Raw genomic sequence first — 12,647 nt, 5'->3', positions numbered from 1 at the left:
AATTATTTACCTAATTTCTTTTTCATATCCGCCATCATAACCGCAGCTACACCAGCTTCCACGCCTTTATTCCCATGTTTTCCACCAGAACGATCAATTGATTGTTGCTCATTTTCGTCCGTTAAAACACAAAAAATAATTGGCATATTATGTTTGATATTCAAATCTTTTACACCTTGTGTCACACCTTGACAAACATAATCGAAATGCGCTGTTGCTCCACGAATCACACATCCAACAACGATAATTCCGTCCAAATCTGGATGAGTTTGCGCTACTTTATCTGCTCCATAAATCAACTCGAAACTACCAGGAACTTCGTGTAATGTAATATCATCGGGATTTGCACCCAAATCAATCAACGTATCTTTTGCTCCATCACGCAAATTAAATGTGATATGATTATTCCATTCAGATGTAATGATTGCAAACTTAGAGCCCGCTACATTTGGTAATTCTGCTTTATTATATTGAGATAAATTTTTATTTTCTGTTGCCATTTTTTTTAAAATTTGAATGGTAAAATTACAAAAATGATTTAGGATAAACTTTGATTTGAATCAATAAAAAAAAGCCGAACAACTTGTTCGGCTTGTAATTATCTTTTGAAGTGAATTATTTCGCTGTTTCAGAAGCGTATTTTAAACGCTCAATAAATTTCGCAGTTTCACCATTATTTGCATTTGGATATTTATCCTCTAAAGCTTGAAAATATTTTAAAGCATCAGCATCTTTACCTAATTCCATTGCAATTTCACCTGCTTTTGTGTAGTAAGTTGATTGTAAAGTTTCAACTTCTGTTGCTTCAGCAGCCTTTACGTAGTAAGGTAAACCTTCTTCCATTTTGTTAGAAGCAACCAATGCATTTCCTAACATACCATATTTTTGCGCTAACATTACGTTATCATCTGTATCGAAATCTTCTAACAATTTTACAGCAGATGCGTAATCTCCTAATTTATAATAAGAACTTGCCGCTTTGAAACGTGCTAAATTACCAGCATCAGTATTTCCATATTCATCAACAATTTGTTGTAAACCTTGGAAACTTCCTGCACTACCATTAAGCGCTACATTGATAGAATCTTGATCGAAAAGACGTTCTGCTTGAACCATTTCTTTGAAAGCGTCTTCAGATTTAGGTTCTACGACTAATTTTAAGTAAGCAAAATAACCTAAAACAGCTACAATAATTACGCCTAAACCAATACCAATTGCTTTAGCATATTTTTCAACAAAGAACTCTACGTTGAAAGCTGTTCTATCTAATTTTTCTACGAATTGCTCTGTAGCGAATTCTTCTTTTTTATTATTTTTTGCCATTTTAATAATTTACGAGGTTGCAAAAATACAATTTGGAACAAATATATCCAATAAATTTATTTACAAACAACCTTTTAGAATAAATATGCCACTGATAAGTTTAACATTTGTGGACGATTTTCTGTTCTATATTGTCCATTTGATCCGTTCAAAATGTCAGATCCAACTTTTCCTAAACCGAATTCGTAACGTAAATCGAATAATAATTTAGACACTTCTACACCTGCACCAATTTGCATTCCGACATTAAATTCGTCTTGTTTTGCAGTTGTAAAATCTTTTACAGATAATTTATCATCAAAATAGTAAGAGAAAACTGGACCAGCTTGAATGTGTCCGATTCCTAAAAATCTTTTTCCAACATTTACAGGAATATCCAAACGTTTTTTAGTTACGCCTACATTTGTTTCCATACTATTTGTATCATTTCCTCCTGGGATAGTATACTCATTTTTGAATTGCGTATACAATAACTCTGGCTGAATATAAATTCCTGCTAAAGAGACACGAGCTAAAGCACCAGCTTGAAACCCTGCGGAAGCTTTCCCATCTTTCTTGAAAATATTTCCAGCATCTTGCCAAACTTTTCCTTTATCTGTATTGAAAACAGCTCCTCCTTTGATACCAAAATTGATATTTTGTGCTGTTGCAAAATTTGCAGCTAAACCTACAATTGCAGTTAAAATTAATTTTTTCATAGAATTTTTTATTTTTATTGATTTATTGTTGCTCTTTTAATAACGCTTCTCTTAGTTTCTTGAAAAGATTTGACGAATATACAAAATCAATAACATTTGGATTATCAGCCACCAAAATCTCCTCTTTTGTCCCTTCCCATTCCAAGAAACCATTTTTCAGGAAAACAATATGATCTCCAATTTCCATTACCGAGTTCATATCGTGTGTATTCACAACTGTTGTAGTATTATATTCTTTTGTAATGTCATAAATTAACTGGTCGATAACCAAAGCCGTTTTAGGATCTAAACCAGAATTTGGTTCATCGGCAAACAAATATTTCGGATTGTTTACAATAGCACGGGCAATAGCAACACGTTTCTGCATTCCCCCTGAGATTTCTGACGGATATTTTTTAAGTGCTGTACGGGCAATTTCTACACGATCTAACACTTCACGAGCTCTTTTTTCTGCATCAGCATTTGACATCTCCGAAAACATTTGCAAAGGAAATTTTACATTTTCTACAATATTCATCGTGTCATACAAAGCTGAACCTTGGAAAACTACTCCAATCTCTGAACGTAAACGTTGTTTTTCTTTGTAATCAAATTCGAGCATATTATCGCCTTCGTATAAAATCTGACCTGAAGTTGGTGTTAATAATCCAATCAAATTTTTCAAGAAAACAGTTTTTCCAGAACCACTTTGACCAATAATCAAACTAACTTTTCCTTTTTCGAAAGTGACAGAAAAACCTTTTAGTACTTCTACTGCATCAAATGATTTTCTAATATCTTTTACTTCAATCATTAGCTTAAAATTGTTTGCGTTAATATTAAGTTGATTACAATAATTGCTACTGATGTCCAAACAACTGCAGTTGTTGCAGAACGTCCAACTTCTAATGAACCTCCTTTTACTTTGTAACCATAATAAGCTGGAATTGTTGCAATAACAAAAGCAAAAACCATTGTTTTAACAAAGGTATAGACAAATAGTTTTGTTGCCATATTCATTTGCAAACCTGTAATAAAGTCAGCTGCAGACCATAATTTTGTAAAAACGCCAATGTAATAACCTCCTAATAATCCAAATCCGATAGATATCATGACTAATAATGGATTAAAGAAAACACAAGCAATTATTTTTGGTAAAATTAAGAAGTTTGCAGAATTAATTCCCATTACATCTAAAGCATCAATTTGTTCGGTAACTCGCATAGTTCCTATACTCGAAGCTATGTACGAACCAACTTTTCCAACTAAAATTAGTGACATAATAGTTGGAGCAAATTCTAATACTAGCACTACTTTAGTTGCATAACCAATGTAAGCGTCTGGTACAGGAATAGCTGCTCCTTGAAAGTTTTGAGCCATTTGTATTGCTACTACAGCTCCCATAAAAGTTGAAATAAAGGTTACAATTCCTAAAGAATTTACACCTAAATCATATATTTCTCTAACGGTCAATTTCCAGAAAACGCTCAGTTTTTGAGGTTTACTAAATACTTTACCCATAAGCATAAAGTATGACCCTAAATTTTCGATAAGTTTCATTACGACAAAATTAATATTTTTATTGGAAAGGCTTTTTATTTATCTTGCACAATGTGAATTTAGAACATTTAATTTCTTATCTCCCTCATAATGCAGACTTGTATGTGAGAAAATGGCTAGAAAATCATTTTATTACGTTAAAAATTACAAAAAGAAGAGAAACGAAGCTTGGAGATTATCGCAAATTGGTCGAAAATGATCGTCATCAAATTACAGTAAATGGTGATCTTAATCCTCATGCTTTCTTTTTTGTTTTAACACATGAAGTAGCACATCTCAAAACTTTTGTCCAGTTTGATTCTCGTAAAATAAATCCGCATGGAAAAGAGTGGAAAACTATTTTTGGACATCTATTATTAGAATCTATTCATGTTTATCCAGAAGAGTTACAGCCTTATATTCTTCATCATGCCAGACATCCGAAAGCAAGTTTGGGCGCAGATGTTAATATCTCAAAATATATTATAGATGATAAAAATCCTGCTCAAATTTATCTTGAAGATCTGGAGGATGGCACAATATTTTCGATTGGAAAAAGAATTTTTAAAAAAGAATCTAAACGAAAATTAAGGTATCTTTGTTTAGAGTTGAAAACCAAGAAAAAATATTTGATTAACGCAACTGCAACTGTAAATAAACTTTAATAGAAGACATGAATAATAAAGATAACTATGCTGTTATCCTTGCCAGTGGTACGGGAGTGAGATTATGGCCTTTGAGTACAATAAAGAAACCTAAACAATTTCATGATTTGTTGGGAATTGGAAAAACATTTATTCAATTAACTTATAATCGTTTAAAAAAAGTTGTTCCTCAAGAGAATATTTTCGTCGTAACTATTCAAGATTATAAAGAAATTGTAAAGGAACAACTTCCAGAGTTTAATGAGAAAAATTTCATTATAGAACCAAGAGTAATGAATACAGCAGCATGTAATTTGTTGGCAGCAATGACAATTCAACAAATTAATCCAAATGCAAAATTGATTATTTCTCCTTCTGATCATTTTATTTTTGATGAAGCAGAATTTGCTGAAAAAGTAAAAGTAGCCTTTGAAGATGCAGATAATGATAGATTAATTTCTTTAGGAGTAGCACCTACACGACCAGATGTTAATTATAGTTACATTCAATTTATAGAGAATCCGACATCAATTAAAAAGGTAAAATCTTATATTGATAAACCAGATTTAGAATTTGCAGAGTCATTCATAACAAGTGGAGAGTTTATTTGGAATTCAGGAATTCTTATTTGGTCTGTAGAGAGTATTATAAAGGCTTTTCAACAACATTTACCTTCGATGAGCGAAACATTGAAAGGATATTTCGAACTTGATAAAACCTTACAAAATACAGAAACTTTAAAACCAATTTATACAACGTTGGATGTTACTTCTATAAACAAAGGAATTTTAGAACAAGCAGATAACGTTTATGTTATTCCTACAACTTTTGGCTGGAGTGATATAGGTACTTGGTCTGCAATCAATGAAAAGTATAAATATACTGGAGAAGATCAAGATGAAAATCAGAATACATTATTGTGCAAGCATTTTTCAGGTTATAATGCGAAGAATAATTTTATTTATTCTACAGAAGATAAAGCAATTATTATTGATGGATTGGATAGTTATGTTATCATCAATTCCGAAAAAGGATTATTAATTTGTCCAAGAAGTAATGTGCAAAATATCAAGACGTACGTAAGTGATTTAAAATTACAAAAGAACGGAGATAAATATTGTTAAATAAAAAAAGCTACTCAACTGAGTAGCTTTTTTTTAATTAATTTCGATTATTTTAATGTAATTACATTCTGACCAACTTTATATCCATTTTGATAAATATCAATTTTATATTCTCCTTTCGGAAAATCATAATCAATCCAATCAAAAGTTACTCTAGAGCCAGACATATTATTATAATTTACTTTCACACGATCCGAATAATCAATGGAAGATCCAGAACGTAAAGTCGTTTCACCAGAATTAGCTCCTTTAAATTTTCCAACCTCTCCATCAGGTTTATAAACCGTAACATAAAGTTCTTTTATTTCAGAAGTCGCATTCAAGTTTTTATCCAAATCGAAAGAAACTCTTACTTTATCAATTCTCTTAGCTCTTGTAGTTTCAACTTCTTTTCCACTTGATTTTACACGCAATCCTTTAATTGTATAATTGGAAATAGACAATGTAGAATTAGTTTCTTTTATTAAGTTTTGATGACTTTCTTTTTCTTCATTTAAATTAGTTTCAACAACTCTTTTTTGAGAAGTTAAATCAGAATTTTGAGAAGTTAATTCTGTGTTTTTATTCGATAGTTTTTTATTTTCGTCTTTTAAACGAACGATTTCTTCTTTATAAACTTTAATATCAGCTTGTAAAGAAGTAATTAAGCGTTTTGCACGATTTAATTCACTATTAGTAATTCCATCTTTATTAAGAATTGCTTGAATTTCTTTTTGTTTTTCTAAAATTAATCGATCTTGATAACTTAAAGAAGAGTCTTTTTTTACAACACGAGTTTTAGCATCATCAAAATCTGCTCTTACGATACGTAATTCTTGTTTTAAAATTTCTCTAGAACGTTCCAAATCATTAATATCAGTTTGCATTTCTATAGAGTTTTTTGCATTAGCTTCCTTAGAGTAAACAATATAGCCTACAGCAAATAGTAAAGCAACAGCAAGAATAGCTATAATAATGTTTTTAACGAACTCTTTTTTATGTTTTGGATCAGTAGAGGGTTCGAGATCTTTATATTCAGTCATTTTAATAAATTCGGAAATAAAAAATTACTCGCAAAAACTAAACCGTTTTTGAAAAAAATAAAAAATTATTCTAAAAATTAACAGAAATAACATTTATTACACGAAATTTTTGCTGGATAATTTTTAATTATTTTCTTTCTTGATGTCATCAGAAATTTCATTCAACTTGTTTTCGGCTTCAATTTTCAAATCATCGGCTTTTTCTTCCAATTCTGTTTTTTCATTTTTAAAAGTATCTTTCAAATCCGAAACTTTCTCTTTCACGAAAGCACTTGTTTCTTTCATTTGCTTTTCCGCAATATCTTTTACATCATTATAATCTTGTTTCGATCTTTCTTTAAAATCTTTTGTGGCTTCTTTCGATTGCTCTTTCAATTCTCCAGAAGCTTCTTTCAAGTTATTAATTGTTTTGCGTGCAAAATCCGATGCATCATCTGCAATCAATGTTCCTGTTTTCTTTACAGTTGCCGAAACATCGTCAAATTTATCTCCCGCAACATCAATCGCAGTTTCAGTTTTTCCTAAAATTCTTTTCAAAAAAGTTCTAAGTCCCATAATAATTTATTTTGTTGATTATTTTCAGTTTAAATTTACACCTTCATTCGATATTTTAGAATGAATTTAATTTTTTATTTAAAAATATGAATTTCAACTATTTTAAACGATATTATTTCGGAATTTTAATTCTTAGTTTACTAACTATTTTTAGTTGTAATCCGAATAAAAATAAATCCGAAATACATCAAAATACTTCATCCGAAGAAATATCCTTCAAATATTCGACCAAAAATAAAAATTTTGTCAGTGCGCATCGTGGAGGAAGTGGGATACATGGTTTTCCTGAAAATTGTGTCGAAACCTTTGAACATCTTTATCAAAAAGGAATTCAAATTTTTGAGATTGATATTGCCGAAACAAAAGATAATCAACTTATTTTAATGCATGATAATTCGTTGCAACGAACAAGCAATGGCCGACAAGATGTCAATCAAGTTGACTTAAAAAACATAAAGGAATACTTTTTGGTAGATGATTTTGGACAACAAACGTCATACAAAATTCCGACTTTTGCAGAAGCGCTAAATTGGGGAAAAATTAAACCAATTTATTTTATGGTTGACATCAAAAAAGGTGTTGATTATCGTGATATTGTAAAGACAATAGAACAAGAAAACATGCAAAAACAGGTTGTTTTGGTGACGTATACAGTTGGTCAAGCGAAAAAGTTACATCAACTTGCGCCAAATATGTTATTGTCTGTTTCGATGCGGAACGAACGTGAATTTAATGAAATGATGAACAGCGGAATTCCGACTGACAAAATGGTTGCGTTTACAGGAACTCGACGCAATGACAAATCATTTTTAAACAAAATTCATGACAAGGACATTTTGGTCATTTTTGGAACGTTAGGAAACTTAGACAAAAGTGCTTCGGCGAGAAATGGACAACTTTATCGCGATTTAGAAAAAGATGGTGTCGACATTTTTGCAACGGACAGAGCAATGGATGTACATCAAACGATTAATAAAAATTAAATGGAAACAATATCACTTAAGAATTCAAATTATTTCTCAAAATTGATGTTAAATTATATCAATCAAGACGAGAATTTGAAAGACTTCTACAACCTATTTCCAATCAAAGAAAACTATATAAAACAAGCTCAAAATAAGCTTGAACATTATAAAAATAGAGAAATTCTTGTTGACCAAATTTCGAAACAGTTAGGTCATTTGGAACTATCGAAAAAACAACAAAAAAATCTCAAAAAATTATCAGAAAATAATACCGTAACCATAACAACTGGACATCAATTAAATTTATTTACAGGTCCAATTTTCTTTTTTTATAAAATTTTGCAAGTCATCAAAGCTTGTAAAGAGCTAAATAAAGAACAAAGTGAAATTAATTTTGTTCCGATGTTTTGGATGGCTACAGAAGATCACGATTTCGAAGAAATTAATCATTTCAAATTTGGAGATCGAATTATTCATTGGGATAAAGAGTTTGGCGGACCAGTTGGCCGTTTATCAACAGATGGTTTACAAAAAGTTTTTGATTCTTTTTTGTCACTTCTTCCAAATGGAAAAAAGAAAACTGAATTGCAAAATTTAATTGAAGTTTCTTATTTATCGAATGAAAATTTGACCAATGCAACACGAAAATTGGTTCATTTATTATTCAAAGATCTTGGATTGTTGATGATTGATGGAGATGATAAAGAATTGAAAAAACTAATGATTCCGACTTTTGAGGAAGAATTAATTGAGTCAACATCGTTCAAAAAAGTGATTCCTCAGAATGAGAAATTAGAACAATTAGGTTATTCTATTCAAGTAAATCCTCGTGAGATAAACTTGTTTTATATCAATCAAAATAATTCTCGTGAACGTATTATTGAACAAAATGGAACGTATTTTGTCAATAACACTTCAATCAAATTTTCTAAAGAAGAAATTATTGCCGATTTACATCAAAATCCAGATAAATTTAGTCCAAATGTGATTTTGAGACCTTTGTACCAAGAAACAATTTTACCAAATGTTGCCTATGTTGGTGGCGGTGGCGAAATGGCTTATTGGTTACAACTGAAAGAAATGTTCAATAAATTTGAAGTTGATTTTCCACTTTTAGTTTTGAGAAATTCATTATTAATCCGAACTGAAAAACAACACGAAAAACAACAAAAATTAGATTTATCAAACGAAGATTTATTTTCGAATAGTTTAGCAATCACAAAAAAACGTTCGATAAAATCGTCAAAAATTGCTCCAAAAATTCCTGAATTAGAAGAAGAATTAAAAAGCATTTTTGAACGTTTGGAACATTTGAGTTCGTTAACAGAATCTTCTTTTGCGGATATGATACAAGCGCAACGTACAAAACAATTGAAAGGTTTTGAGAAAATAAAACAACGTTTGGTGCATGCAGAAGTGAAAAAAAATGAGGATTTATTGAAGAGAATCGAGCAATTACTGAATGATCTTTCTCAACAAAATGGTTTGCAAGAACGTGTGAAGAATTTTGCTGATTTTGATTACATTAACATTCAGTATTTCATTGATTTTATTGAAGATAGTCTTCGACCTTTTGATTTTGAGTTCATCATAAATACATTGAAAGAGGAACTCTAAACAAAACATAATTTGTATATTTGACCACGAAAATTCATCTAAATGAAAAAAATATTAGCTTTATTGTTATTTGTTGGTGCATCAGCACTTTATGCTCAACAAAAAACGCATACAGTTCAAGCAAAAGAAACCGTTTACGGAATTTCGAAACAATATGGTGTTTCGCAAGAAGAATTGTATAAAGCCAATCCTAAAATTGAAAAAAATGGGATTCATCCAGGTGATTTGATTGTGATTCCAGGTAAAGGAACTACGACAACCAAACCAACTGAAACCAATACACAAACGACTCCGTCAAACGTAAAAACTTCAGACGATAATTATCAATATATTACAATTGAGCCGAAAGAAACGGTTTACAATTTGACAAAAAAATATAAAATTTCGGAAGAAACATTGAACTCATTAAACCCTCAAATCAAAGAAAGAGGTTTGGAAATAGGGGATGTTATTAAGCTTCCTAAGGATGTTACTAACAAAGTTTTTTCTGTTCCAAAAGGAATGCATTTAATCAAAAAAGGAGAAACTTTATACACTTTAGCAAAACAGTATAATGTAAGCGTTGACGATTTATATGCAGAAAATCCAGCTTTACAAACAGGTGTGAAAGAAGGAATGGTAATTACGATTCCTAAAAAATCTGGCTCTGTTGTGATTGAAGAAAACACAATCAATTATGTTGTTCAGAATGGAGATTCAGCTTACGGAATTTTAGAAAAATATAATACGAATTTAGATGAGTTATTGCGCTTAAATCCTGATTTAATCAACGGTTTAAAAGCTGGAATGACACTTAAAATTCCATTGCAAAAAAATGCTAAAATCATCAAATATGGAACTGCAGGAAAGTTGAAACGTGCTAACGACAACGAAATTAATGTTGCGATTATGCTACCTTTTGATGTTGCAAATAATCCGCAATTGAAAAATTCTCAAGCGATGCAATTTTTTACTGGAGCTAAATTGGCGTTGACTCGTTTGGCTAAAAAAGGTAAAAATGTAAATGTAAAAGTGATCGACACGAAAAACGGAAACTTGCAAGATATTTTATCAACAACAGATTTCAGTAAAACGGATGCCGTTATTGGTCCGTTGAATACTTCTGATGTTACGGAAGTTGCGAATTTCTTTAGCAATTCTGGTATCGCTGTGATTTCGCCTTATGCAAATGATGATTCGTTAAATTCTTTCAATGATTTATTGATTTCTAATCCAAAAGATGAAGTAATTGCAGATCAAATTATCGAAGAAATTGGGAAAAACTTTGCTGGAGAACAAGTTTATTTGTTAACAAATCGTGACGATCAAGAGTTGGCAAGCTATACGAAAAAACAATTAGAAAAACAGTTGAAAGCAAATGTTGTGATTGTAGATAGCGCAGCAAAAATTGTTCAACCACACGACAAAGTGAACGGTGAAGATTATTATACACCAATTATCACGGTTTTAGTTGGTGATGATGATAATTTAGGAAAACAATATTTAGAGAAATTAAAAACATTTAACAAAGATAATATTAAAGCTTTTGGAATAAAATCGGTTTCGGTTTATGATGTTTATAATGCAGATAATGCAAAAAATATCGATGCTTTCCGAGAATTCGGTTTTGTATTTAGTACAGCTCGTTTAATCAATACTAGAGATACGGAAGTGCAAAGTGTGATTAAAGATTTTAAAGATGTTTATTGTGAATTTCCTACGCGTTATGAACAATTAGGATATGATGTAACCTATGATATTGTTGATAGAATGAATAATAAAGGAGATGTTACAAATAATATTAGTTCTGAAAATACGCGTTTAGCTTCTAAATTTGCATATAAAAAAGTAAGTGGAAATAAGGCCTATACAAATGATGCAAGTCGTATTGTACGTTTACCTAAGAAATAGTTTTATCTAAAAATTTATATCAAAAAGCGAGGCTTAATTAAAGCTTCGCTTTTTCTTTTTATCAAGATTTAGAATTATAACCTTGAATTGAACGGATTTTTTCTAAATTTGAAAATGCACAAACTTAAAGACAATTTACTCGTAAAAGTTATTCTAGCCATTGTACTTGGAATTGTACTCGGCGGAATAATACCAGAAGCTATTGGTCGTGTTTTTATGACATTTAATGATTTTTTTAGCGAACTACTTAACTTTTTAATTCCATTGATTATTGTTGGATTAATCGTTCCATCGATTGGAAGACTAGGACAAACAGCAGGAAAATTATTATTATCAACCGTTTTAATTGCGTACGGATCAACCATTTTTTCAGGATTATTAGGTTACTCAGCGAGTATGTCTATTTTTCCACAATTATTAGAACATCAAACTGGACAAATTAATTTAGCAGAAAAAGCCAAAGAATTCGTACCTTATTTTTCAATAGAATTCCCTCCATTATTTGATGTAATGCCCGCTTTGGTATTTTCATTTCTTTTCGGAATTGGATTATCACGATTAAAAGATTCGAATTTTGGAAAATTTGCAGATGATTTCGAATCAATTATTACGTATTTGATTCAAAATTTAATCATTCCATTATTACCAATTTTTATTTTCGGAATCTTCTTGAACATGTCATATTCAGGACAAGTCGTAACAATTATGAATGTATTCTTGAAAATAATCGGTGTAATTTTCGTGCTACACGTTTTATTATTGGTTATTCAGTTTACAATTGCTGGAGTTGTCTCAAAAAAGAATCCATTTACTATGTTGAAATTGATGTTACCTGCTTATTTTACAGCTTTAGGAACACAATCTTCTGCTGCAACAATACCTGTAACAATTGCGCAAGTAAAGAAAATTGGAGTTCGCGATGAAATTGCCAATTTTGCAGTGCCTTTGTGTGCAACAATTCACCTATCTGGTTCGATGTTAAAAATTGTTTGTTGTTGTTTAGCATTGATGTTAATTCAAGGTATGGAGATTGATTTTGTTCAATTTTTAGGATTTATGATGATGCTTGGGATTGCAATGGTTGCAGCTCCTGGAGTTCCTGGTGGAGCTATTATGGCAGCAATTGGTATTATTGCATCGATGTTAGGATTTAATGCAGAAAATCAAGCTTTGATGATTGCACTTTATATTGCAATGGATAGTTTTGGAACAGCAGGAAATGTCACTGGAGACGGTGCGATTGCTGTAACATTGAATAAATTATTCAAGAAAGATGTTCAATAAAAAAATA

13 protein-coding genes are annotated in these 12,647 nt (G+C 30.8%); 6 read left to right on the top strand and 7 right to left on the bottom strand.

The window, feature by feature from the left end; translation table 11 throughout:
* Window positions 1–2: 2 nt before the first annotated feature.
* The 5 genes from ribH to E4J94_RS08745 form a co-directional block, all read right to left on the bottom strand.
* Window positions 3–500 carry a 6,7-dimethyl-8-ribityllumazine synthase gene (gene ribH / locus E4J94_RS08765; RefSeq protein WP_135835439.1) on the bottom strand — a complete coding sequence of 166 codons (498 nt, stop codon included), beginning with the start codon at window positions 498–500 and terminating at the stop codon, window positions 3–5.
* Window positions 501–615: 115 nt separating this feature from the next.
* Window positions 616–1,323, bottom strand: coding sequence for a tetratricopeptide repeat protein (locus E4J94_RS08760; protein WP_135835438.1), 708 nt, complete (start codon window positions 1,321–1,323; stop codon window positions 616–618).
* Between the two features lie 74 nt (window positions 1,324–1,397).
* Window positions 1,398–2,021 carry a porin family protein gene (locus tag E4J94_RS08755; RefSeq protein WP_135835437.1) on the bottom strand — a complete coding sequence of 208 codons (624 nt, stop codon included), beginning with the start codon at window positions 2,019–2,021 and terminating at the stop codon, window positions 1,398–1,400.
* A gap of 22 nt (window positions 2,022–2,043) precedes the next feature.
* Window positions 2,044–2,814, bottom strand: a complete 771-nt coding sequence (locus tag E4J94_RS08750; RefSeq protein WP_135835436.1) for an ABC transporter ATP-binding protein — start codon at window positions 2,812–2,814, stop codon at window positions 2,044–2,046.
* Window positions 2,814–3,560 carry an MlaE family ABC transporter permease gene (locus E4J94_RS08745; protein WP_135835435.1) on the bottom strand — a complete coding sequence of 249 codons (747 nt, stop codon included), beginning with the start codon at window positions 3,558–3,560 and terminating at the stop codon, window positions 2,814–2,816. Before E4J94_RS08745 ends, E4J94_RS08750 begins: the two co-directional genes overlap by 1 nt.
* 53 nt (window positions 3,561–3,613) lie before the next feature.
* Between E4J94_RS08745 and E4J94_RS08740 the strand changes: the two genes are divergently transcribed.
* Together E4J94_RS08740 and E4J94_RS08735 are read left to right on the top strand one after the other, a co-directional pair.
* Window positions 3,614–4,204 carry a SprT-like domain-containing protein gene (locus E4J94_RS08740; protein ID WP_168801848.1) on the top strand — a complete coding sequence of 197 codons (591 nt, stop codon included), beginning with the start codon at window positions 3,614–3,616 and terminating at the stop codon, window positions 4,202–4,204.
* 8 nt (window positions 4,205–4,212) lie between these two features.
* Complete coding sequence (locus E4J94_RS08735) at window positions 4,213–5,307, top strand: mannose-1-phosphate guanylyltransferase (RefSeq protein ID WP_135835433.1); 1,095 nt, start codon at window positions 4,213–4,215, stop codon at window positions 5,305–5,307.
* Window positions 5,308–5,354: 47 nt separating this feature from the next.
* Here the strand turns inward: E4J94_RS08735 and E4J94_RS08730 are convergent, their stop codons facing one another.
* Window positions 5,355–6,329, bottom strand: a complete 975-nt coding sequence (locus tag E4J94_RS08730) for a hypothetical protein (RefSeq protein WP_135835432.1) — start codon at window positions 6,327–6,329, stop codon at window positions 5,355–5,357.
* Window positions 6,330–6,452: 123 nt separating this feature from the next.
* A complete protein-coding gene (locus E4J94_RS08725) occupies window positions 6,453–6,884 on the bottom strand; it encodes a hypothetical protein (RefSeq protein ID WP_135835431.1) in 432 nt (143 codons plus the stop codon).
* 86 nt (window positions 6,885–6,970) lie between these two features.
* On the opposite strand from E4J94_RS08725, the gene E4J94_RS08720 reads away from it, so the two are divergent.
* The 4 genes from E4J94_RS08720 to E4J94_RS08705 all read left to right on the top strand — a co-directional run bounded on the left by E4J94_RS08720 (window position 6,971) and on the right by E4J94_RS08705 (window position 12,640).
* On the top strand, window positions 6,971–7,867 hold the full coding sequence (locus tag E4J94_RS08720; protein ID WP_135835430.1) for a glycerophosphodiester phosphodiesterase family protein: 897 nt from the start codon (window positions 6,971–6,973) through the stop codon (window positions 7,865–7,867).
* Window positions 7,868–9,466, top strand: coding sequence for a bacillithiol biosynthesis cysteine-adding enzyme BshC (bshC, locus tag E4J94_RS08715; RefSeq protein ID WP_135835429.1), 1,599 nt, complete (start codon window positions 7,868–7,870; stop codon window positions 9,464–9,466).
* Window positions 9,467–9,508: 42 nt separating this feature from the next.
* Window positions 9,509–11,356 (top strand): LysM peptidoglycan-binding domain-containing protein, encoded by a 1,848-nt coding sequence (locus tag E4J94_RS08710; RefSeq protein WP_135835428.1) that lies wholly within the window; start codon window positions 9,509–9,511, stop codon window positions 11,354–11,356.
* A 114-nt stretch (window positions 11,357–11,470) separates the two neighbouring features.
* Window positions 11,471–12,640, top strand: a complete 1,170-nt coding sequence (locus E4J94_RS08705; RefSeq protein ID WP_135835427.1) for a dicarboxylate/amino acid:cation symporter — start codon at window positions 11,471–11,473, stop codon at window positions 12,638–12,640.
* The last annotated feature ends 7 nt before the right edge of the window (window positions 12,641–12,647 follow it).

Source organism: Empedobacter tilapiae (assembly GCF_004785645.1).
In the GTDB taxonomy this organism is placed as follows: Bacteria; Bacteroidota; Bacteroidia; order Flavobacteriales; family Weeksellaceae; genus Empedobacter; species Empedobacter tilapiae.
Note: the sequence above shows the minus strand (reverse complement) of the source record. Positions and strands in the feature narration are given on the sequence as shown.

What these genes read in the sequence shown, in the direction of transcription:
- ribH (WP_135835439.1), bottom strand. Translation starts at nt 500, where the DNA reads ATGGCAACAGAAAATAAAAATTTATCTCAATATAATAAAGCAGAATTA.
- E4J94_RS08760 (WP_135835438.1), bottom strand. Translation starts at nt 1,323, where the DNA reads ATGGCAAAAAATAATAAAAAAGAAGAATTCGCTACAGAGCAATTCGTA.
- E4J94_RS08755 (WP_135835437.1), bottom strand. Translation starts at nt 2,021, where the DNA reads ATGAAAAAATTAATTTTAACTGCAATTGTAGGTTTAGCTGCAAATTTT.
- E4J94_RS08750 (WP_135835436.1), bottom strand. Translation starts at nt 2,814, where the DNA reads ATGATTGAAGTAAAAGATATTAGAAAATCATTTGATGCAGTAGAAGTA.
- E4J94_RS08745 (WP_135835435.1), bottom strand. Translation starts at nt 3,560, where the DNA reads ATGAAACTTATCGAAAATTTAGGGTCATACTTTATGCTTATGGGTAAA.
- E4J94_RS08735 (WP_135835433.1), top strand. Translation starts at nt 4,213, where the DNA reads ATGAATAATAAAGATAACTATGCTGTTATCCTTGCCAGTGGTACGGGA.
- E4J94_RS08730 (WP_135835432.1), bottom strand. Translation starts at nt 6,329, where the DNA reads ATGACTGAATATAAAGATCTCGAACCCTCTACTGATCCAAAACATAAA.
- E4J94_RS08725 (WP_135835431.1), bottom strand. Translation starts at nt 6,884, where the DNA reads ATGGGACTTAGAACTTTTTTGAAAAGAATTTTAGGAAAAACTGAAACT.
- E4J94_RS08720 (WP_135835430.1), top strand. Translation starts at nt 6,971, where the DNA reads ATGAATTTCAACTATTTTAAACGATATTATTTCGGAATTTTAATTCTT.
- bshC (WP_135835429.1), top strand. Translation starts at nt 7,868, where the DNA reads ATGGAAACAATATCACTTAAGAATTCAAATTATTTCTCAAAATTGATG.
- E4J94_RS08710 (WP_135835428.1), top strand. Translation starts at nt 9,509, where the DNA reads ATGAAAAAAATATTAGCTTTATTGTTATTTGTTGGTGCATCAGCACTT.
- E4J94_RS08705 (WP_135835427.1), top strand. Translation starts at nt 11,471, where the DNA reads ATGCACAAACTTAAAGACAATTTACTCGTAAAAGTTATTCTAGCCATT.